26 protein-coding genes, 1 tRNA gene and 8 pseudogenes are annotated in these 26978 nt (G+C 41.6%); 13 read left to right on the forward strand and 22 right to left on the reverse strand.

The annotated features are described in order from the left end of the window. Nucleotides 1-127: 127 nt before the first annotated feature. The 9 genes from KA717_36335 to psbH all read right to left on the reverse strand — a co-directional run bounded on the left by KA717_36335 (nt 128) and on the right by psbH (nt 6067). Nucleotides 128-199 (reverse strand) — tRNA-Gly (locus KA717_36335). Nucleotides 200-257: 58 nt separating this feature from the next. Then, nucleotides 258-536, reverse strand: a complete 279-nt coding sequence (locus tag KA717_36340) for a YggT family protein (GenBank protein UXE60864.1) — start codon at nt 534-536, stop codon at nt 258-260. A 74-nt stretch (nt 537-610) separates the two neighbouring features. Beyond that, the gene (gene crtD / locus KA717_36345) at nt 611-2104 is read right to left on the reverse strand and encodes a C-3',4' desaturase CrtD (GenBank protein UXE60865.1); all 1494 of its coding nucleotides are present in this window, start codon (nt 2102-2104) and stop codon (nt 611-613) included. 375 nt (nt 2105-2479) lie between these two features. Next, nucleotides 2480-2752 (reverse strand): hypothetical protein, encoded by a 273-nt coding sequence (locus KA717_36350; protein UXE60866.1) that lies wholly within the window; start codon nt 2750-2752, stop codon nt 2480-2482. Nucleotides 2753-3027: 275 nt separating this feature from the next. Next, nucleotides 3028-3858 (reverse strand): 16S rRNA (adenine(1518)-N(6)/adenine(1519)-N(6))-dimethyltransferase RsmA, encoded by an 831-nt coding sequence (rsmA, locus tag KA717_36355; protein ID UXE60867.1) that lies wholly within the window; start codon nt 3856-3858, stop codon nt 3028-3030. Nucleotides 3859-3867: 9 nt separating this feature from the next. After that, nucleotides 3868-4824, reverse strand: a complete 957-nt coding sequence (locus tag KA717_36360) for an undecaprenyl-diphosphate phosphatase (GenBank protein ID UXE60868.1) — start codon at nt 4822-4824, stop codon at nt 3868-3870. Between the two features lie 76 nt (nt 4825-4900). After that, nucleotides 4901-5467: a Uma2 family endonuclease gene (locus KA717_36365; protein UXE60869.1), complete on the reverse strand. Its 567-nt coding sequence runs from the start codon at nt 5465-5467 to the stop codon at nt 4901-4903. A 54-nt stretch (nt 5468-5521) separates the two neighbouring features. After that, entirely contained in the window at nt 5522-5776 is a 255-nt protein-coding gene (locus KA717_36370; protein ID UXE60870.1) for a TatA/E family twin arginine-targeting protein translocase, read from the reverse strand. A gap of 96 nt (nt 5777-5872) precedes the next feature. Beyond that, on the reverse strand, nt 5873-6067 hold the full coding sequence (gene psbH / locus KA717_36375; GenBank protein ID UXE60871.1) for a photosystem II reaction center protein PsbH: 195 nt from the start codon (nt 6065-6067) through the stop codon (nt 5873-5875). An 83-nt stretch (nt 6068-6150) separates the two neighbouring features. Between psbH and psbN the strand changes: the two genes are divergently transcribed. After that, nucleotides 6151-6282 (forward strand): photosystem II reaction center protein PsbN, encoded by a 132-nt coding sequence (gene psbN, locus KA717_36380; GenBank protein UXE60872.1) that lies wholly within the window; start codon nt 6151-6153, stop codon nt 6280-6282. Nucleotides 6283-6696: 414 nt separating this feature from the next. Here the strand turns inward: psbN and KA717_36385 are convergent, their stop codons facing one another. Further along, nucleotides 6697-7611, reverse strand: coding sequence for an ISKra4 family transposase (locus KA717_36385; GenBank protein UXE60873.1), 915 nt, complete (start codon nt 7609-7611; stop codon nt 6697-6699). A gap of 101 nt (nt 7612-7712) precedes the next feature. On the opposite strand from KA717_36385, the gene KA717_36390 reads away from it, so the two are divergent. Continuing rightward, on the forward strand, nt 7713-8840 hold the full coding sequence (locus tag KA717_36390) for an ISAs1 family transposase (protein UXE60874.1): 1128 nt from the start codon (nt 7713-7715) through the stop codon (nt 8838-8840). Here KA717_36390 and KA717_36395 read toward each other — a convergent pair. Both KA717_36395 and KA717_36400 read right to left on the reverse strand, forming a co-directional pair. Continuing rightward, nucleotides 8821-9252 (reverse strand): hypothetical protein, encoded by a 432-nt coding sequence (locus KA717_36395; protein UXE60875.1) that lies wholly within the window; start codon nt 9250-9252, stop codon nt 8821-8823. The genes KA717_36390 and KA717_36395 overlap by 20 nt on opposite strands. A gap of 204 nt (nt 9253-9456) precedes the next feature. Then, nucleotides 9457-10525: pseudogene (locus KA717_36400) on the reverse strand (IS4 family transposase). A 115-nt stretch (nt 10526-10640) separates the two neighbouring features. On the opposite strand from KA717_36400, the gene KA717_36405 reads away from it, so the two are divergent. Both KA717_36405 and KA717_36410 read left to right on the forward strand, forming a co-directional pair. Further along, entirely contained in the window at nt 10641-11561 is a 921-nt protein-coding gene (locus tag KA717_36405) for an IS1 family transposase (protein UXE60876.1), read from the forward strand. A gap of 45 nt (nt 11562-11606) precedes the next feature. After that, a complete protein-coding gene (locus KA717_36410; GenBank protein UXE60877.1) occupies nt 11607-12194 on the forward strand; it encodes an IS1634 family transposase in 588 nt (195 codons plus the stop codon). Between the two features lie 100 nt (nt 12195-12294). Here the strand turns inward: KA717_36410 and KA717_36415 are convergent. The 3 genes and pseudogenes from KA717_36415 to KA717_36425 form a co-directional block, all read right to left on the reverse strand. Further along, nucleotides 12295-12627: pseudogene (locus tag KA717_36415) on the reverse strand (IS1 family transposase). Between the two features lie 19 nt (nt 12628-12646). Further along, the gene (locus tag KA717_36420) at nt 12647-13444 is read right to left on the reverse strand and encodes an IS4 family transposase (GenBank protein UXE60878.1); all 798 of its coding nucleotides are present in this window, start codon (nt 13442-13444) and stop codon (nt 12647-12649) included. A gap of 76 nt (nt 13445-13520) precedes the next feature. After that, a pseudogene (locus KA717_36425) lies at nt 13521-14589 on the reverse strand (IS4 family transposase). A 550-nt stretch (nt 14590-15139) separates the two neighbouring features. Between KA717_36425 and KA717_36430 the strand changes: the two are divergent. Continuing rightward, nucleotides 15140-16081, forward strand: coding sequence for an IS66 family transposase (locus KA717_36430; GenBank protein ID UXE60879.1), 942 nt, complete (start codon nt 15140-15142; stop codon nt 16079-16081). A 27-nt stretch (nt 16082-16108) separates the two neighbouring features. Next, nucleotides 16109-16762 (forward strand): annotated as a pseudogene (locus KA717_36435) (ISKra4 family transposase). A 31-nt stretch (nt 16763-16793) separates the two neighbouring features. Here the strand turns inward: KA717_36435 and KA717_36440 are convergent. The 4 genes and pseudogenes from KA717_36440 to KA717_36455 all read right to left on the reverse strand — a co-directional run bounded on the left by KA717_36440 (nt 16794) and on the right by KA717_36455 (nt 19146). Then, nucleotides 16794-17168 (reverse strand): DUF4277 domain-containing protein, encoded by a 375-nt coding sequence (locus KA717_36440; protein UXE60880.1) that lies wholly within the window; start codon nt 17166-17168, stop codon nt 16794-16796. A 75-nt stretch (nt 17169-17243) separates the two neighbouring features. Beyond that, nucleotides 17244-17486 (reverse strand): annotated as a pseudogene (locus KA717_36445) (IS4 family transposase). Nucleotides 17487-17533: 47 nt separating this feature from the next. After that, nucleotides 17534-18256 (reverse strand): IS1634 family transposase, encoded by a 723-nt coding sequence (locus tag KA717_36450; protein ID UXE64892.1) that lies wholly within the window; start codon nt 18254-18256, stop codon nt 17534-17536. Between the two features lie 11 nt (nt 18257-18267). Beyond that, nucleotides 18268-19146, reverse strand: a complete 879-nt coding sequence (locus KA717_36455; protein ID UXE60881.1) for an IS1634 family transposase — start codon at nt 19144-19146, stop codon at nt 18268-18270. A gap of 271 nt (nt 19147-19417) precedes the next feature. Here KA717_36455 and KA717_36460 point away from each other — a divergent pair, with 271 nt between their 5' ends. From KA717_36460 to KA717_36470, 3 genes and pseudogenes are all read left to right on the forward strand, one after another. Further along, on the forward strand, nt 19418-19567 hold the full coding sequence (locus KA717_36460; protein UXE60882.1) for a hypothetical protein: 150 nt from the start codon (nt 19418-19420) through the stop codon (nt 19565-19567). A 141-nt stretch (nt 19568-19708) separates the two neighbouring features. Then, nucleotides 19709-20914: pseudogene (locus tag KA717_36465) on the forward strand (IS5 family transposase). Nucleotides 20915-21157: 243 nt separating this feature from the next. Continuing rightward, nucleotides 21158-21301 (forward strand): annotated as a pseudogene (locus KA717_36470) (IS630 family transposase). Here KA717_36470 and KA717_36475 read toward each other — a convergent pair. Both KA717_36475 and KA717_36480 read right to left on the reverse strand, forming a co-directional pair. Then, nucleotides 21287-22054 (reverse strand): ISKra4 family transposase, encoded by a 768-nt coding sequence (locus tag KA717_36475; protein UXE60883.1) that lies wholly within the window; start codon nt 22052-22054, stop codon nt 21287-21289. The pseudogene KA717_36470 and the gene KA717_36475 overlap by 15 nt on opposite strands. A 93-nt stretch (nt 22055-22147) precedes the next feature. After that, entirely contained in the window at nt 22148-23227 is a 1080-nt protein-coding gene (locus KA717_36480; GenBank protein UXE60884.1) for an IS1 family transposase, read from the reverse strand. Between the two features lie 512 nt (nt 23228-23739). Here KA717_36480 and KA717_36485 point away from each other — a divergent pair. Next, complete coding sequence (locus KA717_36485) at nt 23740-24165, forward strand: hypothetical protein (protein ID UXE60885.1); 426 nt, start codon at nt 23740-23742, stop codon at nt 24163-24165. 148 nt (nt 24166-24313) lie between these two features. Beyond that, nucleotides 24314-24713, forward strand: a pseudogene (locus KA717_36490) (IS1 family transposase). A gap of 71 nt (nt 24714-24784) precedes the next feature. Here the strand turns inward: KA717_36490 and KA717_36495 are convergent. Beyond that, complete coding sequence (locus KA717_36495) at nt 24785-25828, reverse strand: IS630 family transposase (GenBank protein UXE60886.1); 1044 nt, start codon at nt 25826-25828, stop codon at nt 24785-24787. A 211-nt stretch (nt 25829-26039) separates the two neighbouring features. Between KA717_36495 and KA717_36500 the strand changes: the two genes are divergently transcribed. Further along, entirely contained in the window at nt 26040-26510 is a 471-nt protein-coding gene (locus KA717_36500) for a DUF4079 domain-containing protein (protein UXE60887.1), read from the forward strand. A 177-nt stretch (nt 26511-26687) separates the two neighbouring features. Next, entirely contained in the window at nt 26688-26975 is a 288-nt protein-coding gene (locus KA717_36505; GenBank protein ID UXE60888.1) for a helix-turn-helix domain containing protein, read from the forward strand. Nucleotides 26976-26978 lie beyond the last annotated feature (3 nt).

Below are 26978 nucleotides of genomic sequence, written 5' to 3' on the forward strand. Positions count from 1 at the left end.
GCGATCACTTTTTTCTTTTTTGCAGAGTTAAGGGGCGATCGCACTATCACTATATGTGGATTGCACAACTTACGAATTGAGATAAAGCCGTCGTAGAACGACGGGGTTTCTACCCATTTTTTTGATAAGCGGGTGATGAGACTCGAACTCACGACATTCACCATGGGAAGATGACGTTCTACCACTGAACTACACCCGCAACGAAATCTATCTTATCATTAACCTTCTCCACTGCCTAATCAACTATCTAGAAAATATTAGAAAGAGGCCATGGCTGGAACCTGGGCTAGGGCAGAGGACAAGAATTGCAGAGCGAGAATCGCTAAGATCGGAGAAAAATCCATACCGCCCAGAGGGGGAATAATAGAGCGAAAAATATTGAGATAGGGGTCAGTGATCGGAGCTAGAAAACCCATCGCACTACTTGCCCAGTCTGCGGTTTGGAACCAGGACAATAAAATTCTAATAAAAATCAACAATAAATAAATATTGATGAAATTAAGCAGGGTTTGTATAACTAATCCAGTTGCGTTCATAATTTTAGGCTTTTCCCTGAAGCTATTGATGTAACAATTTTTATCCTGATTTTAGCTTGAAGCTTGTCTGATCGCTAGGATTGAGCCAGAATTTGTCGAGCAACGGTCAAGGCCGAATAGCTAACGCCGGCAGTTCCTTCTCCTGGATGGGTAGAATCTCCCACTAGCCAAAGATTCTGAAAAGGAGTACGAGTGGCAAGGCCAAAGGGGCCAAAGCTGGAAAGCCGTTGACCGATTCCCCCCACAAAACCCTGTTCCCTGGCGGTAAAGGTGGCAAAGGTACGAGGAGTGGCGACTTCTTGATGCAAAATAGTCTGGGAATTTAACTGAAAATAGCGGTTTAAATGGGCGATCGCCGTTTCGGTGTAATTTTTTTTAAGGGCTTGATATTCCTCTGGAGAAGCTGACCACCAGGGTTTAACCTCGACAAAAGAAGAGGCGATTAAAGTTCGTTGACCCAAGGGAGCGCGACCATCACCTGGCTTGCTGACGGAAACAAAGAGAGAATTATTTTCGCCAAGGGGGCCATCCTGATCGTAGAGAAATTGGAGATGGGGAGGACAGGCTGCCGGTATGGCGGCTTCAGTAACGCCCAAATAGACCACAAAGGCTCCAGAGGGTTCCGGTAATTTATCTAGCCGTTGTTGATAGTTAGCCGGCACAAAATCTAGTAATTTTCCTAAATTTTGAACTGTGACATTGGCAACAATGTGATCGGCCGTTTTTCTCTGAGTTTGGCCCGTGCGGCGATCGCGAACAGTGATACTTTTAACGGTTTTTCCTTCCGTCTGAATTTGCTCAACGGTATGACGCAAGTGAATTTGACCGCCATATTTTTCTAAACCCGCTACCAGGCGATCGCTTAACACCTGCATACTGCCCTGTAAATGATAAAGTCCCTGGGGAGCCTGGGAAACCGCCAACGCCGTCGCGCCATAGAGCAAAGCCGTTTCTTCCGCATTTACCTGGGAATAAAGTTTCAGTTGCAAATCTAAAAAAGTTTTGAGACGCTGATCTCGCCCTAAACCATACAACCGCAGCGCATCCCCTACAGTTAACAAGGCAAAGGGAAAAGTGATTAACGTATCGGGTCGTAAAGCGGCCACTAACTGCTGAAGATCCCAGAGATTACGAGGTGGTAAAACCGGATCACGGGTTTGGAATTGCCAACTAGCTTGAAACAATTTACTAAGCAATTGCCAAAAGGGTTCACTACCAGGAAATTGGAATTGTCGTTCCTGTTGCCATTGCAGGGGATCACGCCAAATGTTAATCGGCTCTTTTTCGCCAGGCAAAAACACAGCACAGGCTGGATCACAAAAACTGGCTTCCGGTAAGGGGATCTCTAACAGTTGAAAAATACGCTGATGAATACCACCCATTTCTAGTCCAGCGACCTGGGTGGCTCCCACATCAAAGATAAAATCGCGCCGCCGAAAGGTTGATGCACAGCCCCCTACCGCGATCGCCTGTTCATAAACCGTAACTTGATAACCCCAACGGGCCAACAGGGCTGCGGAGGTCAAACCGCCAATTCCTGCCCCAATGACGATTACTGTTTGAGTCATTCTGAGTTTTTGGGCTAATTTTGTTACATTTCTTTACATTATTACAAATATGGCAAAAAATTATTGACAAGCTTCCTCTCATAATGAGAGTATGATCAGGAGGATTGGAAAAATGACCCTTACTTTTAATCCCTCGCCCGTAGAAACTTCAATACTTCCCTTCGTTATTCAAACCTAGTTCCGCATGAGTTTGTGGCTACGAGAGAATAAGGCTTTGAGCCTCCTGAATCCCGTTCAAAAGTTCTTTGATGGCGTGTTTTTCGCTCAATAACACTCATTGGAAGGTACAAAAGACGATGTTTGATGTATGTTTTTCCGTAAAGCCCTTGAGCAAGAAGCTTTTAGAAATACAAGAAGACACAAACTAATTCGGAATCAGCCATTTTTAACACATTTTTCTGGCTTCTTTATTAACTCTTTTACACAGGGAAACCAGATTTTCTCTATACTTAGTTTTTCCAGATTTAAAAATCTCTGTATTTTTCTCCTTCTACTTTCCATTAAGATGGGAATTGGTAGAGCTTCCGCTATTCTTTCTAACCTCATATCTTGTAATATTTGCAAGCATCCTACTACTACAAATAGGAATAAGTATTCGGCTCGACTTAGATTCTCTTGTAGAGTGGCTTCATATTCTTTTGCTATCATGTTTTCCTTTTGGGGTTATTGTACTTTTTTATAGAGTATCTTGTCTTGTTTCTTTCTACTGTAATCCTTGCTACACAGGACTTTTACCTACTCTTGTCGCCCCACCAGAAGGCGTATATTAGCAGGGCAAACGCATCTAAATTCTAGACTCCTTATCTGATAAGCCTTTCAGCGTTTCATAAAAAATCAATCATGATCTCGAAAACCCTTATCCAGCCTACCTTTCAAAAATAAGATGCGTTCGCCCTGCGTATATTAGAAAATAGCAGGAAATATTAGGGAGTTTTAAGCAAACTTTCCAATTGATTACTTAGGTCAATCCATTGAGACAGACTTAATTCTTCGGCCCTTACCTGGGCTTCAATCTGCAAGTCTTTCAATATTGGCATTAAGCGATCGCCGTCTAGTAAACTTTTGAGATTATTGCGTAACATTTTACGCCGATTAGCGAACCCTAACTTCACCAATTGCTCCAGAAAACGGGGATTATGGGCTGGACTTGTCAAGGTATAGGGTGATAGGCGAAGGATGGCTGAATCGACCTGGGGAGGCGGTTGAAAGGCTTTTTTGGGAACCTCGGCAATCCATTCACAACGGGCTAAATACTGGACTCTGACCGACAATCCACCATAGAGTTTGGTTCCAGGTTGAGCTACCAACCGTTCGGCCACCTCCTTTTGCATTAATAAAACAATGCTGTCGTAACTGGGTTGTCTGGGTTGAGCGATCGTGCCTAGTAATTTTTCCAAAATGGGGCCGGTAATGTTGTAAGGAATATTGGCAACCACTTTGTTAATGGGGCGAAAATGGGGAAAGGCTTGTAAACAGTCCTCTAAACTGAGATTTAAAATATCCCCAGATAATAGTAAAAAATTCTCAACTTTTCCTAAACTTTTGCTTAATTGCTGACAGAGATCCCGATCAATTTCCACTGCTACAACTGAAGCCGCTTGGGGAAGTAAACGACGAGTTAAAATCCCTGTTCCTGGCCCAATTTCTAAAAGATGATCCTTTTGTGAAAGTTCTGCGGCCGCTACAATTTTAGACAGGGCTAACTCACTGCGTAACCAATGTTGTCCAAAACGTTTACGGGGACGAAAACTCATGGTTAAACCCTAAGAACGGGACAGAAAACCTGAAAAGACCAAAATTAATATCCCAAATACTAATCGATACCAAACAAAAACCCAGGTGCTTTGTTTCTTCAAAAATTCCAGTAACCAGGCAATAGAAAGGTAAGAAAAAACGGCGGCTGAAATGACTCCTAAGACTAACGGAAGTACAGTGGTTCCTGAAAATCCTGCTTTAAAGGCATCTTTTAATTCCAATAAACCGGCTAAGGTAATGGCTGGAATACCTAATAGAAAAGAAAATCTGGCGGCGGTTGCCCTTTCCAAGTTAATAAATAAACCGGCTGTCAGGGTAGAACCAGAGCGAGATACTCCTGGAATAATGGCCATAGCCTGGGCCAATCCCATCGTTACTCCATCCTGCCAACGTAATTTCTCAAACTGCCGACGGTGGGTTCCCAATTTTTCGGCTAGGGCCAATAGCAATGACATGACAATAGAGGCGATCGCGATCGTCGTTAAACTGCGTAAAGGAGAATTATCTAAATCGGACACGAAGATTTTTAACAATAGTCCAAAAAGGACAATAGGAATCGTGCCTAAACCGATACCTAGAGACAGTTTAAATTCGAGGGAATCATATTGCTTCGTTTGAATAGCCTGGATCATTCCTAGGGTAATTTGACTTAAATCCTGCCAAAAATACCAAATCACCGCCGCAATACTTCCCAATTGGATAACCGCAGTATAGGCAACCCCTGGATCACCCCAACCCAGGGCCAAAGGAATAATTTTTAAATGGGCAGTGCTACTAATGGGCAAAAATTCTGTCAACCCCTGGATGAATCCCAGAACAATTCCCTGAAACCAATTCAATGTGGCGATCGCCTCTTTGGGAGCCTCGACAACCGGTTGGGCAGCAACCCAGGCACCGTGAAAGAGAACCGTGATCACCGTTGTTAAACTGACGGCACTAAAAAAACTGAGTTGACGGGAAAACATTCAGGACTTCATCAAAAGGGTCTAGAAGATTTTAGCCTACTTGGGTTCTCACGCACGGCAAAGCATCGGCTTAAGATCATGTAAACCACTCCCCCACATCGCCCCTAAAGCCTGGTAACAAAACACTGGTTAACTGATCGCCAGGGTATAACGTCACCGCTAATTTCAAAACGCCATTTTCCCGCCGATAAACTTCTACCTGTTTTCTTTGGCGATCGCAGATCCAATATTCCTGCACCCCTTGCACCGAATACAATTTAAACTTCAATTGGCGATCGCGCTTTTCCTGATTTTCCCCAGAGGATAAAACCTCGATCACTAATTCCGGTGCGCCGGTTAAATGTCCTGCCTCATCTAGCAGTGTCGCTAACCGTTCCTGGCTAATCCAGACCACATCAGGAATCACATTGTCATGATCATCAAAAATAATTCCCGGAGTTGTTGCTGCTTCCCCCAAGCCGGATTCCCTAGACCATCGTTTTAAGGCCAGACAAATATTATCCGCCACAACTTGATGCCGCCAATGAGGTGCTCTAGTCACCAGTAACTCTCCGCCAATAATTTCATAACGATTGTCGTTATCGGGAAAGAGGGCTAAATCTGCTGTTTTCCAATAAACCCCTTCAGGCCGAATCGCGATCATCACCCCAGCCTCGTTATCTACTCCATTGTTAGCCCCATTCTAGCGAGCACAAATCTAACTAGCACTATCGGATTCCACCTTGGCCGCCGTCTTTTCTTCCTCTAAACGAGCCTGCATCTTGACCGATTCTTCGATATTTTGAGCCTCGCGCTTAAATTCACTTTCAAATTCCTTAGAAGCATCCTGAAAGCCCCGCAAGGCCTTACCCATACTGCGACCAATTTCCGGTAACTTCTTCGGGCCAAAAACTAAAAGGGCAATGACCATAATCAAGGCCATCTCTGGCAAACCAATCCCAAAAACATTCATCGCGATCGCTCCATCATCACAAAAAAGAGAAAAAGACCCCGGAGAACCGGGATCAAGCGGTCAATAATTGACAAAAAAGGTAAAAGGACAGAAGTTCTAACCTCCCCAATTTACGGAGAACCCTTCTAGAACCAGAGAGGAGTTGTAAATTTGTAGGATGATCAATAAAAAGACGAGAAAGAGACCCATAAAAACACCCATAACAGGGGTGGTTCCCCAACCTGGAACAACTTTACCGTACTCAGAGTTGAGAGGTCTGAGGATATCTCCTAACCAAGTGCGCTGTGCCATAGATTACCCGCAGTATCGCTAAATTAGATTTTGTAACGTTCTGTAATATTATAGGAAAAGCGGTATCACAATCAATCTAACCTATGGAACCTGCAATAGTTCTTAGCATCACCTTCGCGGTCATCCTGATCGGCATTACTGGATTTGCTATCTACACGGCCTTTGGCCCGCCTTCTGCCAAGTTGAGCGATCCTTTTGAGGATCATGAGGACTAACTTATCGTGTCCTTCACTACCTGACTCTTGCTGTTTATTTGCGTACCAAATCTAAATAGTACTTTCTGGCGAGACAGTCTTAACTATCCCAAGGCACCAGTGCTTTGATATTTATCGGGCAACATCTTAACGACTGGACAGTGCGAAGTTTATGGATGCCAGATAAGGTAATAACTATGCGGCCAAAGTAAGCATATCAGGGCTTGGGGAAGAGGCAAGTTTAGCGGCAAGGAATTTAGGCAAAAGCAGACTGGGTGGACTTTGAGGAAAAATCATTTGGGCTTGATGTTGAAGGGCTAGTTGAGCAATCCGTTCACTAGGGTAGCCATGGGATGGTAATGTCCGAAACCATCGAGGAAAATTAGCCCAAATCCCCTGGGGGGTGCGACCTTCAGTTGATAAAAGCTGTTGTAATCAGGGTTCTACAGGGAACCCATATTGATCAAGTTTTGCCCAAAATTGACTCCATCGTTCCTTGGTCAATACCAAAGCTCGTAGGCTCAAAATAATTCCTGCTCCTTTTTCCTTCCATCGCATCCCTGAACAACATAATCGTTGTTTGACCAACGTCTTACAAGCTGCTTCCGTAACACCTGAACCAATCGGATACTTTTTCTCTATGTATTCAGCATAATCCATTTGATGCTGATGATTCTCGTAATAAGTAATCGCCGCTTGTAGTTTCTCGGTAAGATTCTTAGAATGACTTTTTTCTTCTTTGACTTCTTTCATCAGATTTAGCAGTTCTCCTGCTTTTCCTTTTTCATGCTTGAGTTCTCGACAATTTTCAGTCAACCATTCTTTTTGTTTTGACACGGTATTCGGATGCAACGCTTCTGCCAAGGCACCTAAGTAACCAGAGGCATGATAGAAATCTAATATCTGTTCTTCCGTTTGCTTTTCTAAAAACTTCCAATTTGATTCTGCCCCGTCTGCTATCCCGACCAATGTTGCCTCTGGATAACGTTTTTTCGCTCGCTCAATTTCTCTTTCTAATCTTTCTAGAAAACTCTTTTTTCCATACTCTGGTGCCGCACCTAGATAGATTGTATGTTGACGTTCTCCCTCACTATCGTATAGGGAAACGGTTCCCACCATTGCTTCACGGTAGCCATCCTCACACATCAGCATACAGGTTCCATCTAATCCTATTCCCACTGTTGCAATTTGGCTATCCTCCTTGGGCGGGGCATAACTCCACGCTTCTTCTTTTGCCTGTACCACACTTCCTACTGCTTCACTCAATCTTTGGATATAGGATAGCGCTACTTTTCTACCATGATTTTCTAATAAATCATTTTTCACCTCTTTGCCTGCCATCCCTGACATTTTTGAGCAGGGCGAACGCATCTAAAAATGATACAGATACAAGAACATTATAGAGGGATGGATAAGGGAAAATAAGGGAAAGTGCATAGAAAACAAAAGCGATGAAACTCCGACCCAAATATAGACTGGTAGAACACTTTGCCGAAATAGATGACCCTCGCATCGAACGAACAAAACGGCATAAACTCATTGATATTCTAACGATTGCCATCTTAGCCGTCATTTGTGGAGCAGAAGGTTGGGTAGCCATGGAAAGTTTCGGCAAGGCTAAACATCAATGGCTAAAAAAAATTTTGGAATTGCCAAATGGCATCCCCTCCCACGATACGTTTGCGCGTGTATTTGCTAGTCTGAATCCAGAGCAATTTCAAGACTGTTTTCTGCATTGGGTCAAAAGTATAGCGGAGGTAAGTGAAGGGGAAGTGATAGCGATTGACGGCAAAACCCTTCGCCACTCCTATGATAATGCCAACGGAAAGGGCGCAATTCAGATGGTAAGTGCATGGGCAACAGCAAATCGTCTAGTACTAGGACAGTGCAAGGTGGAAAGCAAATCGAATGAAATCACGGCGATACCCAAACTCCTGAAAATGCTAGAGGTCAAAGGTTGTATCGTAACGATTGATGCCATGGGAACTCAGACAAAGATTGCCCAACAGATAGTAGGGCGAGGGGGAGATTATGTTTTGGCATTGAAAGGCAATCAAGGTAATCTATGTGAGGATGTTGAACAATTATTTGCTCATGCTCAATCGGTTAATTTTGCGGGAATTAAGCATGATTTTCATCAAACAATAGACAAGGGACATGGACGGATTGAAATTCGCCGTTGCTGGACGATGGAACAAACAGAATTTTTGCTGGGTGGGGAGAAATGGGCAAAGTTGACGAGCATCTGTATGATTAAAGCGGAGAGACGATTGAAAGACAAAACAGAGTATGAGACCCGCTACTATATCAGTAGCCTGCCGAGTAATGCTCAAAAATTATCCCAATCTGTTCGTAGTCATTGGTTGATAGAAAACTCTTTACATTGGGTTCTAGACTTGGCCTTCAACGAGGATGCTTGTCGCATTCGTAAGGATTTTGCTCCTGAGAATTTAGCCGTCTTACGCCATATCGCTCTTAACTTGCTCACAAAGGAAAATACTCTGAAACTTGGTATCAAGAATAAACGGCTACGCGCTGGTTGGGACGAGGACTATCTCCTTAAGGTTTTACTCGGATAAGATGCGTTTGCCCTGCATTTTTGAGGATACCTGTTTTGCCAATAATGGCGTTGATGTTATGATTATCCTTGCTTCTCTTTCTAAGGGGCAATACGTTTTTCCTCAAAGGTGAACGCTGATATACATGACGATTCACTATAACCTCACCATAAGGTGTTTGATATTCTTTCGGTTGCTCTCCCTTACTCTTCCAGATTTCTTCACCGATTTTTAAGGGTGAACCATCTGTATCTAAATATTTCAAGGCTTCTTTGCTGGCGATGCAACCTACTTCGTTTAAGCCTTTTTGAATATTTATTTCTGTATCCAACATTGAACGACTGAGTTCTAATGTTAGTTCTATTTTTATCTTTGAACCCTCTACATTAATTAGTTTTGCTGTCATCATTGTTTCCTCTTTGTCACTTTTCATCTCATGTTAACACTTTTCTTTTCCTTCATCAACTAAAGGTCGCACCCCCTGGGGTAACTCTAAGGCGAGAATTTGAAGTAGCCCTAAAGCAATGGCATTAAGGTTAACAAAACGCTCAAAGGCTTCTACCTTGTTTAAAATCTGAGTCTGAACAGCTTGTGGATAGTCACTGAGGATAAGATTGCTGGGCCAGGTAGGTAAAGTCTAAGTACAGGACAAAAAATGTAGGGAGTCGAGAAAAAGAGAAAAATTGGGTAGAGAAGGATTAAGAACAAGATGACGAAGATGGTCAAAACCAAGACGAAAAAGACTCTGCGCTAGGCGACCATGTTTCTTGAGGGGAATGGGATGAAGATGATGAATTGCTAGACCAGTTTTGAGAGACCAAGCCAAAGCTAAAGTCAGTAAAGCCAAAAGCTTACGAAGACGCTTGGGGTCAGTAAAGTGAGTAGATTCCAAGCAAAAGCCACGAGTCTTAAAGATGCCAAAAAGGGTTTCAATGCCCCAACGCAGGGCATAATCGTGAATAAGACCTTGGGAATCGGGATGTCCAATGACGATGAGTAGAGAATTATCAGGCAAGCGAAGAGCCTCTACAGAAACAGGATATCCCCAAACCCGACAACTCCCTTGAAGACGTTGAGATTCACTCTTTTGCAAGATGGGCAAAAATGACTTTGGCGGCCAAAAGCTTGCCATTGTGCTCAATCTTGTCCGTAGCCCGAATTCTCAGACAGAAAGCCAGTAGCGGTTCGAGCAGAAGATAGCGAAGCCAAGCCTGACCAATAAACTCACGGTCGCCACATAAACAACGAATCAGGGCGGTGGGAAAAATCTTGAGCATCTCCTCGATAAAACGCATTCGTTCATCACTGTTAGAATTGCCCTTTTTCTTGCTAAGCATCCACCACAAGATGGGAATGGCTACTCCTTCATGGACAATGCCGACAGTGAGGATATTATAACCATGACTGCCAAACTCCCAGGTTGTGCGGTCAATACTTAATACCCAAGGTTGAGGGATATCCAGCCAACTGACTACAATACGGGCAATGTGATGGTAATCCAGCTCAAATCCTGAGAAAAAGCGTTGTAAGCGTTTGTAATGAGAATCCACCAATGCCCGACCTTCAAAACCCAGAGCCAATTCTTTAAGGTTAACCGTTTTCACTTTGAGGAGGGCGAGTAAGAACAAGGCTAGGAAGGAGAGTCTGGCACCATGCCATCCCAAATGGGGTTTTAGGGCTTGTTTCAATGCGTTATATTGGTTCATGGGTTTTCTTACATTACGTTCATCTTCCATGAAACCCCTTTCTCGTATACTTTTCAAGCCTTTTGTCCTGTACTTAGATTCTCATTATCAAACGAAAGGTAACGGGGAACGTAAAATGTTCATTTGTCAAGAATGTAGTTCTTGTTTTGCTGAGACTTATGGTAGCGTAATCGCTGGCTTAGAAACCCCATTAAGTGAAATTGTAAAAGTATTAAAAGCCAGAATGGAAGGAATAGGATTGAATGCAGCAGCCCGAGTATTCGGCTACGCGAAAACAACAATATTGAATTGGGAAAAGAAATTATCAGGATTACAAGAGACATTATTTTTATACGCCTTAGTGAATGAATTTGTTAAATTAGTAATAGAAGGGGATGAACTATACACAAAAGTTGGAAAAAATAAAGAAGCAAGTGCCTCTGAGGGGTGGACAATCGTCCTCATGGACAGGGCTAGCCGCTTTATTTGGCATTTAAAATGTGGTCGAAAAGAGCAGAAATTATTTCTAGAAGCAATGATGACGGTAGCGGAATTATTTGAAAGGAGTGCAGAATCTCTCCAGTTATTTACAGATGGAGAAAAGCGATATAGTCAACTGCTATTTAATATTTGTCACGAAGTATTAAGGACTGGAAAGCGAGGTCGTCCCACCAAAGTATTACCGAAGGGTCTTGTGGTAAGACTAAAAAATAAGAGTAGTAAACGTCGAGATTCTGAGGGTAAACTAAAGAAAGTAGAAACTCCGAAACCAGAACATCCAGAGACAACAGAAAAACCAGAAGAAAAGGACGTCCATGCCAACCACGTTGAGGCATTTAATAGTGCTATCCGACGCTATTTAGCCGCCTTTCGTCGTCGTACAAATACTTATGCTAAATCTGTTGTGGGATTACAGCGAGTCCTAGATATTTTCTGGATGGTTCATAACTTTGTTCGCAGCCATTTTACGACTAGAGAAGTTCCTGCTGTAGCTCTCGGTATAATTGAAAAAGGGTTAACTTGGGAGGACTTACTCCAAATTCGCCTGATTTCTTGAACCTCTCGTATTGCAACGTTTGTAGCTTCTAGCTAGACGATACCAGTGCCAGACCTAAGCGTAGTGGAAAAATGTCATTACGGTCATCGAGGTAAGCCCCGACTCCATGAACAGCCGATTCGTCGTAGCTACCCTGCTCAAGCCACTTTAAGTCTCAATATGGCGAAAGTTGAACTTGCGGAGCGGGCAGCAGGACGTTTTGTCTTGGCGACGAATCAGCTAGATGGAGACTCTTTGAGCGATGAGCAACTGCTTGTCCACTACAAGCAACAGCAAGGGGTAGAGCGAGGTTTTCGCTTCCTTAAAGACCCTCTGTTTTTTGCGTCCAGTGTTTTTCTCAAAACCCCTGAGCGGATTATGGCATTGAGTTTCATCATGGTGTTGTGTTTACTGGTGTACAGCTTGGGACAACGTAAACTGAGACTGGCTCTGGCAGAGCAGGAGGAGACTGTGCCTAACCAGTTGGGAAAGCCGACTCAGCGTCCGACACTGCGTTGGATTTTTCAGATGTTGAGAGGAGTTCATTGGGTTGTACTGGATAATTGTCCCCAAATAATCAATCTAACGCTTGAGCGAGAGAGGATTTTGCGCTTTTTTGGGGCTACTACTTGTCAGTATTATCTTTTGTCATAATGACTTTTCTTATTTTCTTTGTTCTTTTTTTATGTACGGAATGTGGGTTACACCATAACTTTTTCCAACTTTCCAACTTTGATCAGACGATACCAGTTCCAAAAGAGAGGCTTTTTCGCACCAGTCGAGAGATTCTTTGTCGAAAGGTATTATTTAATCTTTCAACATGATTAGTTTGTCCCGTCTCTTTACCGACTGCTCGATGACGTTTACTGGGAATAACTTTCTCAGAAGATACCCAAAAATCCGTGTAAGCAACGGCACATTGTCGGTAAACAGCAGGCAAACTTGCCCAAAGTTTTTTGGCTGATGCACGGCTTCTGCCCCCAATATAACAACCAACAATTTCTCTTGTTGTTCTGTCTATAGCTAACCAGACATAAAACTTATTTTCTTTGGAGAAAACAAATGACCAAAGCTCATCACATTCGACTGCTGGGGCGACAAGATAGCTAGAAGACAGACATAGCAAGCTCCATAGCCCTCTGACCTCGAATGTAATCCCTCAACCGATGACGACTAATTTGCATTAGCTCTTGAATTATTTTTTCATACATCTGCCGTAGTCCCAGCCACAAATGGAGGTGTTGACCTACATAAAAGCTACTGTGACGACGTTTACTCGTTCTTTTCGATTCTGGTCTGACCACATATTTTTGAATTCCTTTTTCCTTGACCATTTGACCTTGTAGAATTGCACTCGTATGGGCAATCGCTGCCACAATTAATAGCTTTGATAGTCGTTCTGCCTCTAGATTTGTTCCCTCTAGATTATAGCCTCCAGACTTCAAATCCCTAAACATTTCCTCGATACCAAATCTTTTTTGATACGATTTAATTGCCTCCTCTAGGCTTCCTAAATTTGTCAAGATAAACCAAGGCTCTTTTGTCTTAAATCCGCCGTAGGTCTTTTTCCATTTACAGGCTAAATTAAATCCTCCAAATCCTTTCATTTTGGTAACGTTTACTTCGTTAAAAAATAGACTTGTTCCCGGGGATAATCCCAACGCTCTCATTTCTTGGTAAAGCTGCTCATCTTCCGACACATTTGTCGTCTTTTTCTGTCTCAAACAAAAGTATAGACCCTTCTTTCCTAGCCACTTTCCCAGTGTGACTGAACAGAATTCTCTGTCCCCTAATATCACTATTTTGTATTCTGAGAATAGGCTTATTGCCTTCTCTAATACCCTTTTTTGAGCCGTTAAATTACTATTTCCTTTTTTGTCTAAAAATTCCCAATATACTAGCACCGCTCTTTTCTCATAAATTAAGCTTACTGTCAGGATGTTTATTACACCCTAATTTGTTCTATCTATTGCTAGATATCTAAGTACAGGACAAAAAATGTAGGGAGTCGAGAAAAAGAGAAAAATTGGGTAGAGAAGGATTAAGAACAAGATGACGAAGATGGTCAAAACCAAGACGAAAAAGACTCTGCGCTAGGCGACCATGTTTCTTGAGGGGAATGGGATGAAGATGATGAATTGCTAGACCAGTTTTGAGAGACCAAGCCAAAGCTAAAGTCAGTAAAGCCAAAAGCTTACGAAGACGCTTGGGGTCAGTAAAGTGAGTAGATTCCAAGCAAAAGCCACGAGTCTTAAAGATGCCAAAAAGGGTTTCAATGCCCCAACGCAGGGCATAATCGTGAATAAGACCTTGGGAATCGGGATGTCCAATGACGATGAGTAGAGAATTATCAGGCAAGCGAAGAGCCTCTACAGAAACAGGATATCCCCAAACCCGACAACTCCCTTGAAGACGTTGAGATTCACTCTTTTGCAAGATGGGCAAAAATGACTTTGGCGGCCAAAAGCTTGCCATTGTGCTCAATCTTGTCCGTAGCCCGAATTCTCAGACAGAAAGCCAGTAGCGGTTCGAGCAGAAGATAGCGAAGCCAAGCCTGACCAATAAACTCACGGTCGCCACATAAACAACGAATCAGGGCGGTGGGAAAAATCTTGAGCATCTCCTCGATAAAACGCATTCGTTCATCACTGTTAGAATTGCCCTTTTTCTTGCTAAGCATCCACCACAAGATGGGAATGGCTACTCCTTCATGGACAATGCCGACAGTGAGGATATTATAACCATGACTGCCAAACTCCCAGGTTGTGCGGTCAATACTTAATACCCAAGGTTGAGGGATATCCAGCCAACTGACTACAATACGGGCAATGTGATGGTAATCCAGCTCAAATCCTGAGAAAAAGCGTTGTAAGCGTTTGTAATGAGAATCCACCAATGCCCGACCTTCAAAACCCAGAGCCAATTCTTTAAGGTTAACCGTTTTCACTTTGAGGAGGGCGAGTAAGAACAAGGCTAGGAAGGAGAGTCTGGCACCATGCCATCCCAAATGGGGTTTTAGGGCTTGTTTCAATGCGTTATATTGGTTCATGGGTTTTCTTACATTACGTTCATCTTCCATGAAACCCCTTTCTCGTATACTTTTCAAGCCTTTTGTCCTGTACTTAGAATGAGAATGTATTTTTACATTTTCACTATAGCAATGAGGACAGTTTTTCTTGAATAAGGCATCCTCTTTTTCTTGGCACAAGCCAACATCATTCAGGATTTCCATAGAGCTTTTCTTTAATATTGACATTGTTTTCTGTTTCCTTCTTCTTTGATATAATGACAATAATAATAGTATAATAAAAACGGGCCGATGTCTAGTCTTAAACTATTTTTCTATTTTCTCAAAGCCTTACACCATAACTTTTTCCAACTTTGATCAGACGATACCAATTCCGAAAAACTAAGGGGAATAGACCCAAACCCCTATCGTCATCAAATAGTAGAGATACCGCCCATCGTTCTAGAAATAGTAGAACATAGGCTACATGAAAGAGTTTGTGATAATTGTGGACAAAAAACGAGAGCGATATTACCCCCAGAAGTAGAAAGGAGTGGTTATGGGGAAAGAGTAGTAGCTAAGAGTGTCATTGATGAGTGGGATGTATCGTCATTCTCACCGTATGGTAGTGTCAGCCCTGTCGGATTATTTTGGATTGAAAATAGGATTAGGAACAGTTAGTCGTTTGAGAAATCAGGGCAGTGAGGCCGTATCAATAGCTGTAGAGGAAGCCAAAGTTTATGTACAAAGTCAGAGAATAGTGGGAGCGGATGAGACAGGATTCAAGCAGGGAAATGCTGATGGCAAAAATCCAGAGAAAAAAAAGGCTTGGTTATGGGTGGCTGTGACTCCCTTAGTGACTCTGTTTCAAGTGATGTTGGCGCGTTCGACAGAAGCGGCCCAATCCTTATTGGGTGAAAAGTTTAGTGGAATTCTCAACAGTGACCGCTATAACGCCTACAATTGGCTTAATGTCTCCCAAAGACAACTGTGCTGGGCGCACTTAAAACGAGAATTTACCAAAATCTCAGAACGAAAGGGAGTGTCGCGTCAATTAGGGAGAGACCTTTTAGCGCAACAAAAAAGGTTATTTCGACTGTGGTCTAAAGTTCGAGATGGGACTTTAAGTTTTGAGAATTTTCAGGCTGCGGTTTTACCCCTACGAGAACGATTGAAAAAACTCTTGCAACAAGGGGCTGATTATCAGATTGCCCATAGGGAAAAGACACCTTTGGCTCATACAGTACGAACTTGCCGGCAACTCTTAAAAGTAGAACCCGCATTATGGCTGTTTGTTGCGGTTGAGGGGTTAGAACCCACTAACAATGCTGCGGAAAGGGCGATTCATCCTGCTGTCCTTTGGCGAAAAAACAGTTTTGGCTCTCAGAGTGAGGAGGGTAGTGTTTTTGTGTCCAGAATGCTGACGGTTATTACCAGTTTGCGCTCTCAGAATCGCAATATTTTAGAATTTATGACTGACGCAGTTAGAGCTAATCGCAAAGGAACCACTCCTCCTTCTTTGTTACCTCAGTAGCTGTTACACTCCCTCCGAACGATTACTGTACATCGCTATCATTTTGAAGAATTACCCTCTAACACAGAAGTCGAAGAAATTAGCATAGATGGTGGGAAGGTACGACTCAGAACTCCCAAGGGAGAACCCTTAATTTGGCGTGATTATAAAGGAGTCAGTTTTCATCAATTGGGGGTAGCTGCCTTTTTTCAAGATAACTCGGCTTTATTAGATTTGGTTAATTCTCAAATTTTGGCTAAGCCTTTAATTTGTTTGGGAGATGGACATGATGGTACCTGGAACTTATTTCGTGAGATAGGACAGAAACATGAGCGAATTGAAATTTTGGACTGGTATCACTTAATTGAAAACCTCTATAAAGTTGGGGGGTCATTCCAGCGAATTGAGGAGGTCAAGTCTTTTCTTTGGACGGGTGAAGTGGATGCCGCTATCTCCTGTTTTGAGGGATGGTCAGAGCCTCAAGCTGAGAATTTTATCATTTATTTAAACAAGCATAAACATCGGATTGTCAATTATGGTTATTTGCAGGCAGAGGGCATTTCTATTGGCTCTGGCTCTGTCGAATCTCAAGTTAAACAAATTGGTCATCGTCTTAAAATTACTGGTGCGAGTTGGAATTCTGACAATGTACCACAAGTCCTTCGTCATCGCTGTTCCTATTTAAATGATTACCTTTTTTGACTCTTTCATTTACCTCGTTAAGTATTTCTACTTATTGCAAAGGTGAGATGCTCCCGATTTCCACTGCTTTTAGACAAATTCCTACAAATAAACGACTGATGCCAGCCATAAAAATTAAATCTAATACTCTTCCCAGACGGTCATCATTCAGGTCGCTGGCTTTTATTCCTTTTCCTAAGAGATGTTCTAGGGGTTTATCTTCAAAAAAACGACTGAATAAATACAAGGGAGAATTAATAAATCCTAAGCCATTGAGAATCATGGCTTTAACCACCAGACCCGCACTGATTTTCGCACGGTCATTTTCTTGTAACTGTTCATTGATATAATCCACTAGACCTAGTTCATCAACTACGGCCGCGATTATTCCTAAATGGTCGAGATTTTTAACGTTTAATTGGGTCATTTTCTCCTCGGTTTGTTAGCTTTTTTATTTTAACTATTCTGTTGCTATTTTTGAATCTATTTTTATTTTTCAAAATTAGTACGGGATATGGGGTAGAGAAGGATTAAGAACAAGATGACGAAGATGGTCAAAACCAAGACGAAAAAGACTCTGCGCTAGGCGACCATGTTTCTTGAGGGGAATGGGATGAAGATGATGAATTGCTAGACCAGTTTTGAGAGACCAAGCCAAAGCTAAAGTCAGTAAAGCCAAAAGCTTACGAAGACGCTTGGGGTCAGTAAAGTGAGTAGATTCCAAGCAAAAGCCACGAGTCTTAAACCCACATTCCGTACATAAAAAAAGAACAAAGAAAATAAGAAAAGTCATTATGACAAAAGATAATACTGACAAGTAGTAGCCCCAAAAAAGCGCAAAATCCTCTCTCGCTCAAGCGTTAGATTGATTATTTGGGGACAATTATCCAGTACAACCCAATGAATCCCCCTCAAAGTCTGAAAAATCCAACGCAGTGTCGGACGCTGAGTCGGCTTTCCCAACTGATTAGGCACAGTCTCCTCCTGCTCTGCCAGAGCCAGTCTCAGTTTACGTTGTCCCAAGCTGTACACCAGTAAACACAACACCATGATGAAACTCAATGCCATAATCCGCTCAGGGGTTTTGAGAAAAACACTGGACGCAAAAAACAGAGGGTCTTTAAGGAAGCGAAAACCTCGCTCTACCCCTTGCTGTTGCTTGTAGTGGACAAGCAGTTGCTCATCGCTCAAAGAGTCTCCATCTAGCTGATTCGTCGCCAAGACAAAACGTCCTGCTGCCCGCTCTGAAGCTTGAACTTTCGCACTATTGAGGCTGAAAGTGGCTTGGGCATGATAGCTACGACGAATGGGCTGTTCATGGGGACGGGGTTTACCTCGATGACCGTAATGACATTTTTCGACGACAGTTAGGTCTTGAAGAAGATGCCATTCTAAACTCTTCTCCCATCGGCTCAGGGCGGTTAAAGCATCCTCCCGACAAGCAAATTCCTGACGCTGTAATTGTTCTAATTGTCTTTGAGCTTGAGCCGTTGCTTTCTCTGTCTTCTTCGTCAGTTGTTTGAGGTCTAAAGCTTTTTTTGCTCGCTATCTACCACTATCCAACGTTGTTTGACTCCCCCATATTCACTTTCTAAGGAGGTAAGACGATAGCCCTCTAAATCAGTTGTGATGAATTGCTCCGAGGCTAATTGACTGACCGCATCCTGCACTTCTCTAATCGTTTTCGGCACAGAACATAACCAGTATATGCCGGTTAACTTTTGCAAGTTATCGGCACTGTATAAGGCTGAATCTGCTATATACAAACCATCGAATTGCCACTGCTCATTGAACTTTTTCAAGAGTTTAGCAAACTCTTTTTTATCACTTTGATTGCCATCTCCTAATTCGAGAAAAGCGGGAATGTCGCCATCCCCCCAACAGACTAGATTCAAGACAAATTGTTTCAAGTCTGGTCGCTTATCCTTTGAATAGCCATGAGTGATATGGATTATTTGGCTTTCTTTGTCTTCTCTCTCCACCGATAATTTATATTCCCCTTGTACCGATAATGAACTGGAGTCTAAATGGGAACTTTTCATCACTATTTTGAAGATTTCTACGGCTTTTAGACAAATTCCGAGAAACAAACGGCTGATGCCGGCCATAAAGATTAAATCTAAGACTCTCCCTAAACGGTCATCATTCAGGTCGCTGGCTTTTATTCCTTTTCCTAAAAGATGTTCTACTGGTTTATCTTCAAAAAAACGACTGAACAAATATAAAGGAGAGTTGATAAAGCCTAAGCCATTGAGAATCATCGCTTTCACTACCAGACCCGCACTGATTTTAGCACGGTCATTTTCTCCTAGTTGTTCATTGATATAATCCACTAGACCTAGTTCATCAACTATCGCCGCGATTATTCCTAAATGGTCGAGATTTTTAACGTTTAATTGGGTCATTTTCTCTTGGGTTTATTAGCTTTTTTATTTTAACTATTCTGTAGCCATTTTTGAATCTATTTTTATTTTTTCAAAACTAGTACGAAATACGGGCTCTACCCAATTTTTCTCTTTTTCTCGACTCCCTACATTTTTTGTCCTGTACTTAGGGCTTGCTGAAAAAAGCTGAGACCTTTACGGAGAAAAATAGTAGGCGAATTAAGAACCGCTAGAATGCACGAAAATAGGGTAGAATGCCTCAAAACCATTGCATTAAGAAGAGAGAAAGCAGATGTACCGAAAGCAACAGTACTCAATTGAAACACCAGAAAACTTGAAAAATCTGTTCGGCGGGCAGTTAGACGAAGAAAATCGTTGGATAGAAATGTCAAAAATGATTCCCTGGGAAGAATATGAGGAACTGGACAGTGCGAAGTTCTAGGAAAATCAACGAGTTTACTAGGGTTTCAGCCCCCAACTCCCTTCAACCCTCTTCAAAACACACAATCGCTAAAAGGCTTTCAAAGCAAGGTTTTTAGGCATTCTGTCAAAATACCTGACAGAGAACTTCGCACTCACCAGTGAGGAAGAATATGCAAAAAACTTCACAGAAAAAAAAGGAGCCCCAGCCAAATCATTTAGAATGGCATTAGGAGCATTAATTATCAAAGAAATTTCAGGAAAAAGTGACAGAGAAACAGTAGAACAAATAAAAGAGAACCCTTATTTACAGTACTTTATAGGAATGGAAAGCTATAGTAGCAAAGAAGCATTTAATGCGTCAATGATGGTTCATTTTCGTAAAAAAATAGGAATGGAATTAATAAATAAAATTAATAAAGAAATAGAAAAAAAAGCGACGGGTGTAGCGTCAGAAAAAAAAGAAAATGAAGGAAAGTTATTGTTAGATGCGACTTGTACACCAGCAGATATAAAATATCCAACGGATATAGGAATATTGAATGATGCCAGAGAAAAAACAGAAAAAATAATAGATAAGCTGTATGAAGAAATAAAAGAGAAAAGGAAAGAAAAGCCGAGGACTTATAGGGAAGTGGCAAGAAAAGAGTACTTAGCCATAGCAAAAAAACGTCGTGTGTCAAAAAAAGAAAGAAGAAAAGGAACAAAAAAACAACTAGGATATATAAAAAGAAACTTGTCTGATATAGAAAAAATGATAGAAGAGGGAGCAAAGTTAGAAAAACTAACGAAAAAAGAGCAAGAAGAGCTTGTAACGATAGGAAAAGTGTATGAGCAACAGTTAGAAATGTATGAAAAAAAGACAAATAAAGTAGAAAACAGAATTGTGAGTGTAAGCCAACCTCACGTGCGTCCAATAGTGCGTGGAAAAGCGGGAAAAGCAGTAGAGTTTGGAGCTAAAATATCGGCAAGTAATGTGAATGGCTTTGTCTTCTTAGACAAATTAAGTTGGGATAATTACAACGAATCGGGAGATTTACAAGCGCGAATAGAAGAATATAAAAGGGAAACAGGATGTTATCCGGAATCGGTTCATGTGGATAAAATCTATCGAACAAAAGCGAATCGAGCTTATTGTAAAGAAAGGGATATAAGAATGAGTGGTCCCCGATTGGGAAGACCGCCGAAAGAGGTGAGCAAAGAAAAAAAGAAAGAGGCACGCTCAGATGAAAGAGTGCGTAATGCCATTGAGGGTAAATTCGGACAGGGAAAGAGGAAATTTAGTCTTGGTCGAGTGATGGCCAAACTACCTGAGACCTCGGAAACGGTAATTGCGATGAACTTTTTGGTAATGAATCTTTCTACTCTACCTCAGAAGACAAAAAGTAAAAAGTTGTAGAGTCGTTTTTCTTGTGAAAAATGGTGTTAATTTTCCTCTCTTTTGTGAGGAGTGATTTGTGTTGACCTTTTTAGACAGAAAGGAACAATAGATTAAACAAAATCTGTATTTTGATTTGTTTCCATAAGGATAAGTTATCTATGCTTTTTCAGTCCATACTTCCCTAACCCACATTTCTTTCGTTTTTTGACTTTTTCAGCAAGCCCTACTTAGATTCCTGACAAGGAAACTCTCAACAATGAAATTGCTGCTTGGGAAAAACACCGAAATGAACAATTGCGTACCATTGATTGGCAATTTACCACTGATGATGCTCGCATCAAACTCAAGCGGCTTTATCCATCAGTTATACCTTGACTGACTACTAGCTCCCACCTGTTTAATCTTAGACTCCACATCACCAGAACCAATCACAATACCAAGCTGTTGATAGTATTGGTAATCAGGGATACGCTGATAATGCTTCGTCAAATAGGCTTGAAAATTCTTTGCCCTCTTGCTTTTGACTCCATCAAACGCATCTATTGCCTTGTTCACAAAACCCCGCCACAGTAAATGCTCCACTGCTTCTAGCCGTTTGAGAGAGCCACCCACTTTGAACAGATTCTCCTTGAGATGATACCAATCCAACACCTCTCGTCGTATCAGCCACGATTGAGTGGCGAAACTCTCTACCGCATTCCAGATTGCGGGATGACCATCTCCCAAAAAGGTCACTATTGGGGACAAAGGTTGAACATTGCTCCAATTCTTTAAGCCCTCTGGGTCTTGGAAAAAGGCTTCACAGACATTGCCATGAAGACTCACCAGTTTATAATCTCGCCACTGTCCCCCTTCCTTCTCCTCGCCCCGCAGACAAATCTTTCCCCCATCTATACTGACCCCCGCACTCTCTGACTGAGCTTGAGCTAAGGGCAGTTCTGTCCGTTCTACCAAGCGATGTAAACTGCTATGTCCTACTTTTATCCCCATCAACTCCTCTATATCTTCTTCTGCTTGTTGGTAGGATGTTTTCGCACTGGCTCTTAGACAGCATTTCTCTAAACCTGGACTTAAGACGATTTTTGGCGACACCTTTAGTTTTCTGGCTTGTTTTTGGCTTATTTCCACTTCTCCGACTAGGGTTTTGATTTTCCGCTTGTTTCCAGACCGTGGCACTGGTATCGTCTAGCTAGAAGCTACAAACGTTGCAATACGAGAGGTTCAAGAAATCAGGCGAATTTGGAGTAAGTCCTCCCAAGTTAACCCTTTTTCAATTATACCGAGAGCTACAGCAGGAACTTCTCTAGTAGTAAAATGGCTGCGAACAAAGTTATGAACCATCCAGAAAATATCTAGGACTCGCTGTAATCCCACAACAGATTTAGCATAAGTATTTGTACGACGACGAAAGGCGGCTAAATAGCGTCGGATAGCACTATTAAATGCCTCAACGTGGTTGGCATGGATGTCCTTTTCTTCTGGTTTTTCTGTTGTCTCTGGATGTTCTGGTTTCGGAGTTTCTACTTTCTTTAGTTTACCCTCAGAATCTCGACGTTTACTACTCTTATTTTTTAGTCTTACCACAAGACCCTTCGGTAATACTTTGGTGGGACGACCTCGCTTTCCAGTCCTTAATACTTCGTGACAAATATTAAATAGCAGTTGACTATATCGCTTTTCTCCATCTGTAAATAACTGGAGAGATTCTGCACTCCTTTCAAATAATTCCGTTACCGTCATCATTGCTTCTAGAAATAATTTCTGCTCTTTTCGACCACATTTTAAATGCCAAATAAAGCGGCTAGCCCTGTCCATGAGCACGATTGTCCACCCCTCAGAGGCACTTGCTTCTTTATTTTTTCCAACTTTTGTGTATAGTTCATCCCCTTCTATTACTAATTTAACAAATTCATTCACTAAGGCGTATAAAAATAATGTCTCTTGTAATCCTGATAATTTCTTTTCCCAATTCAATATTGTTGTTTTCGCGTAGCCGAATACTCGGGCTGCTGCATTTAATCCTATTCCTTCCATTCTGGCTTTTAATACTTTTACAATTTCACTTAATGGGGTTTCTAAGCCAGCGATTACGCTACCATAAGTCTCAGCAAAACAAGAACTACATTCTTGACAAATGAACATTTTACGTTCCCCGTTACCTTTCGTTTGATAATGAGAATGTATTTTTACGTTTTCACTATAGCAATGAGGGCAGTTTTTCTGAAATAAGGCTTCCTCTTTCTCTTGGGGTAAGCCAATATCACTTAGGAGGTCAATTGAGCTTTTATTCAATGTTGACATTGCTTTCTGTTTTCCCTTTCTTTAATATAATGACAATAATAATAGTATAACAAAAACGGGAATATGTCCAGTCGTAAGTTATTTTCTATTTTCTCAAACTCTTACACCATAACTTTTTCTAGCTTTGATCACACGATACCAGTACCCAGACCGTTTTTTTCCCCCTTCTGAAAAAAAAACTCCCCCATTGTTGGCCCCACAATTTCTAACATCTGGGTTCTGACTTCTACTTCGATGCTTCCAAAGTCCTTCTGTTTCTCTGGTTCCGTACAGCAATTCTAAATTTGCCCTGTAGCAAGGGTTTCAGGTTTTAGTTCGCGTAATACGGGGTAAAATTCAACGGGATTAACAAGTTCATTTTACGAGTCTTCAGGCTTTCAGGCATGGTAGTACACATAGGATTGCCCCAAAAACCCCCTTTGAAATGTTCTTTAAATCCCTAAAAGGCTTGCTGTATCTAAAACTGAGAATTGCTGGGTTCCGTATATTTGCGTAGGATGCGGGCTGATTCGGTGAGATACTGGTTTAACAGTGCTTTTTCTTCTGGGGGAATCGGTAACATACTTTTTTCGCTCATCAGTTTTTTTCCATTTTACCCCAGATTCTATGTACTATTTTATCCGGGATGTACCCAAGTAGAAACTCCGAAACCTGAGCATCCTGAGACAACAGAAAAACCAGAAGAAAAGGATGTTCATGCCAATCACGTTGAGGCATTTAATAGTGCTATCCGACGCTATTTAGCCGCCTTTCGTCGTCGTACAAATACTTATGCTAAATCTGTTGTGGGATTACAGCGAGTCCTAGATATTTTCTGGATGGTTCATAACTTTGTTCGCAGCCATTTTACGACTAGAGAAGTTCCTGCTGTAGCTCTCGGTATAATTGAAAAAGGGTTTACTTGGGAGGACTTACTCCAAATTCGCCTGATTTGTTGAACCTCCCGTATTGCAACGTTTGTAGCTTCTAGCTAGACGATACCAGTGCCGGAAAATCATATTGGGGCAATTTGGTACTTTATACACGACTACAATGCCCAATTAGCAAAGGCTTAAGCCGCCACCACTACTATCGAATCACTACCATGAGCTTTGGTCATTTGTTTTCTCCAAAGAAAATAAGTTTTATGTCTGGTTAGCTATAGACAGAACAACAAGAGAAATTGTTGGTTGTTATATTGGGGACAGAAGCCGTGCATCAGCCAAAAAAACTTTGGGCAAGTTTGCCTGCTGTTTACCGACAATGTGCCGTTGCTTACACGGATTTTTGGGTATCTTCTGAGAAAGTTATTTCCAGTAAACGTCATCGAGCAGTCGGTAAAGAGACGGGACAAACTAATCATGTTGAAAGATTAAATAATACCTTTCGACAACGAATCTCTCGACTGGTGCGAAAAAGCCTCTCTTTTTCCAAAAATGTGGAAAATCATATTGGAGCAATTTGGTACTTTATACACGACTACAATGCCCAATTAGCAAAGGCTTAAGCCGCCACCACTACTATCTATCGAATCACTACCTCCCAGTATTCCCAATCTTGTTAAATATCTGCTATACTTCAAACGTTCATAATCTGAGATTTATCAAAGCGTTGAAATCGTAAGGTGAGCAGAGAATCAAGCTCCTCCTTATATTTTACGTTAGCATCCTCAAGACATCCTGAAATTGCTGCAGAAAACTGCGTAAAATCTTCATAATATTTTGCGTATAAACACTTCTTCTTCACAAACTTCCACAGTCTTTCAATTAAATTCAAGTTAGGAGAATAAGGAGGTAAGTACAGTAACTCTATTCCTAATGATTCTGCCAACTCCTGTACAATTCGGCATTTTTGATAACGAGCATTGTCTAATACCAACGTAATCGGTATTAATAGTCCTAATTCTGCTATCTTTTCTAGGAGTTCACAAACCTGAGTTCCCGTAATATAAGAACTGTTCGTTACCATAATTACTTCATGGGTAATTGCATTTAATGCTCCTAACACATTAAAACGTTTTCTCCCTGATGGTGACTTAATAAAAATCCTCTTGAAGCACCATATAAAATTTACAAATGCTCCCATTACAAAATGAGAGGCATCTACAAAGAAAACTGCCCTTTTTCCTGCTTTTGCCTCTTCTAGCCTTGGTTCTAGCTCTTTTTCTCTATAGCTATTCTGAGCTTCTACATCTGCTTTTGATGGAATTGTTCCCACCTTTAGACACCTCATTCCTATTGACTTTAAAAATTTTCTGACTTGCGTCGGACTTCTTTTTATTCCTGTTAATTCTTCTATTCTTTTTACTGCTTCATTTATTTTTGCTGGTGGATTTGACTCAAAATATGCCTCAATTTTCCCTTGATGCTCTGTTAACTCGCTTTTCGGGCGATTAAATTTTATTTCTTTTAGTTTTTCTATCCCGCCCTCTTGATAATCACGGATATAGCTTGTCACCGTATTTACTGAAACTCCTGCGAATTGAGCAATTTTTTGATGAGACAATCCCTGACTTTTTAGCCATAAAACTTCCATCTTTAGCTGCACTCTAGGATGCGGGTGATTAAACCGACCGTAAGACAACAGTCTTTTGTCTTCTTCTGTAAATTCTAACTTAATCATTTCTCAGCCTCTTGACTAATTTTTCTATTTTTATTATATTATCTCTTATTTTTAGAATTCGCAACCTGTGACCGTGTTTAGTATAGGACTATCAATTCTGAGTGGATTAGGGCTTTATCTGAACCGTCGTAAAATTCCAAGCTAGGACAAGCCGGAAGACAACGAATCTTATGTTAAGTTTTATAAAGTAGTTTTTGGATGGACAAGGACGATGGCATTGGAAATTCCGGCCTCCGTAAAGGTGTGGTCACAGTTCGGACATCCCCTCGTCATGTGGGGACTTTTGGGGTTAGCTCTCTATGCGATGTACTTGGGTTTTCAGGCTCGCAAAATTCGCAATGCGGATAAAGAAATTCGCAAAGAACTGATTCAAAAAGATGTGCGAGGTAAGCACTTTATTTTGGGATCGATTTTGATGGCTATGATGACCTTGGGAACCATTGGTGGTATGGCCGTTACCTACATTAATAATGGTAAATTGTTTGTGGGTCCCCATCTTTTGGTCGGGTTAAGCATGGTAGGTTTGATGACTTCGGCGGCAGCCCTGGTTCCATGGATGCAAAAGGGCAATGATCTGGCGCGTTATCTCCATATCACGCTGAACATAACAGTAGTGGGTCTGTTCGGATGGCAGGCAGTGACGGGCATGGATATTGTGCAACGCCTTATCAGCAAACTCTAAATTCCAAATGCGTCCGTATAAAATTTTGAACCGTTTCTAGTGTTGGTTGGGCGGCGATCACACCTGGTTGGGTGGTGGTCAAGGCCCTGACGGCACTAGTAGTCTAAGGCGTAAGTTAAGATACTATTATTAGGCAACCGATAAAAAGATAAATATAGGTATATAGGAGAAAAAGTCATGCCCCGATTAGCCCCCAAAGAGTTAAAGTTGGAAGCAAAAGAACGAGAACATCTAGAAAAACTGATAAATCGTCATACAACAGAGCAGCAAATTGCCTTAAGGGCAAAAATAGTGCTTCTGGCAGATGAGGGAGAAAATAATCGAGAAATTGCTAGAAAATTAAAAATCAGCCGAAAAATGGCAAGTCAATGGAGAGAAAGATGGATAGCAGGACAGAAAAGTGAAATAGAAATAACAGAAACCCACATTCCGCAAACGCTACAGATAGCGTATAAGTACAAATAGATG

The organism is Woronichinia naegeliana WA131 (genome assembly GCA_025370055.1).
In the GTDB taxonomy this organism is placed as follows: Bacteria; Cyanobacteriota; Cyanobacteriia; order Cyanobacteriales; family Microcystaceae; genus Woronichinia; species Woronichinia naegeliana.

Coding starts and splice junctions, on each gene's coding strand:
- KA717_36500 (UXE60887.1), top strand. CDS start 26,040: ATGGCATTGGAAATTCCGGCCTCCGTAAAGGTGTGGTCACAGTTCGGA.
- KA717_36430 (UXE60879.1), top strand. CDS start 15,140: ATGAGTGGGATGTATCGTCATTCTCACCGTATGGTAGTGTCAGCCCTG.
- KA717_36395 (UXE60875.1), bottom strand. CDS start 9,252: ATGAAAAGTGACAAAGAGGAAACAATGATGACAGCAAAACTAATTAAT.
- KA717_36385 (UXE60873.1), bottom strand. CDS start 7,611: ATGTCAGGGATGGCAGGCAAAGAGGTGAAAAATGATTTATTAGAAAAT.
- KA717_36495 (UXE60886.1), bottom strand. CDS start 25,828: ATGATTAAGTTAGAATTTACAGAAGAAGACAAAAGACTGTTGTCTTAC.
- KA717_36480 (UXE60884.1), bottom strand. CDS start 23,227: ATGTCAACATTGAATAAAAGCTCAATTGACCTCCTAAGTGATATTGGC.
- KA717_36460 (UXE60882.1), top strand. CDS start 19,418: ATGTACCGAAAGCAACAGTACTCAATTGAAACACCAGAAAACTTGAAA.
- KA717_36455 (UXE60881.1), bottom strand. CDS start 19,146: ATGACCCAATTAAACGTTAAAAATCTCGACCATTTAGGAATAATCGCG.
- KA717_36505 (UXE60888.1), top strand. CDS start 26,688: ATGCCCCGATTAGCCCCCAAAGAGTTAAAGTTGGAAGCAAAAGAACGA.
- KA717_36440 (UXE60880.1), bottom strand. CDS start 17,168: ATGACCCAATTAAACGTTAAAAATCTCGACCATTTAGGAATAATCGCG.
- KA717_36365 (UXE60869.1), bottom strand. CDS start 5,467: ATGATCGCGATTCGGCCTGAAGGGGTTTATTGGAAAACAGCAGATTTA.
- KA717_36405 (UXE60876.1), top strand. CDS start 10,641: ATGTTCATTTGTCAAGAATGTAGTTCTTGTTTTGCTGAGACTTATGGT.
- KA717_36390 (UXE60874.1), top strand. CDS start 7,713: ATGAAACTCCGACCCAAATATAGACTGGTAGAACACTTTGCCGAAATA.
- psbN (UXE60872.1), top strand. CDS start 6,151: ATGGAACCTGCAATAGTTCTTAGCATCACCTTCGCGGTCATCCTGATC.
- KA717_36370 (UXE60870.1), bottom strand. CDS start 5,776: ATGAATGTTTTTGGGATTGGTTTGCCAGAGATGGCCTTGATTATGGTC.
- psbH (UXE60871.1), bottom strand. CDS start 6,067: ATGGCACAGCGCACTTGGTTAGGAGATATCCTCAGACCTCTCAACTCT.
- KA717_36350 (UXE60866.1), bottom strand. CDS start 2,752: ATGATAGCAAAAGAATATGAAGCCACTCTACAAGAGAATCTAAGTCGA.
- KA717_36340 (UXE60864.1), bottom strand. CDS start 536: ATGAACGCAACTGGATTAGTTATACAAACCCTGCTTAATTTCATCAAT.
- rsmA (UXE60867.1), bottom strand. CDS start 3,858: ATGAGTTTTCGTCCCCGTAAACGTTTTGGACAACATTGGTTACGCAGT.
- KA717_36360 (UXE60868.1), bottom strand. CDS start 4,824: ATGTTTTCCCGTCAACTCAGTTTTTTTAGTGCCGTCAGTTTAACAACG.
- crtD (UXE60865.1), bottom strand. CDS start 2,104: ATGACTCAAACAGTAATCGTCATTGGGGCAGGAATTGGCGGTTTGACC.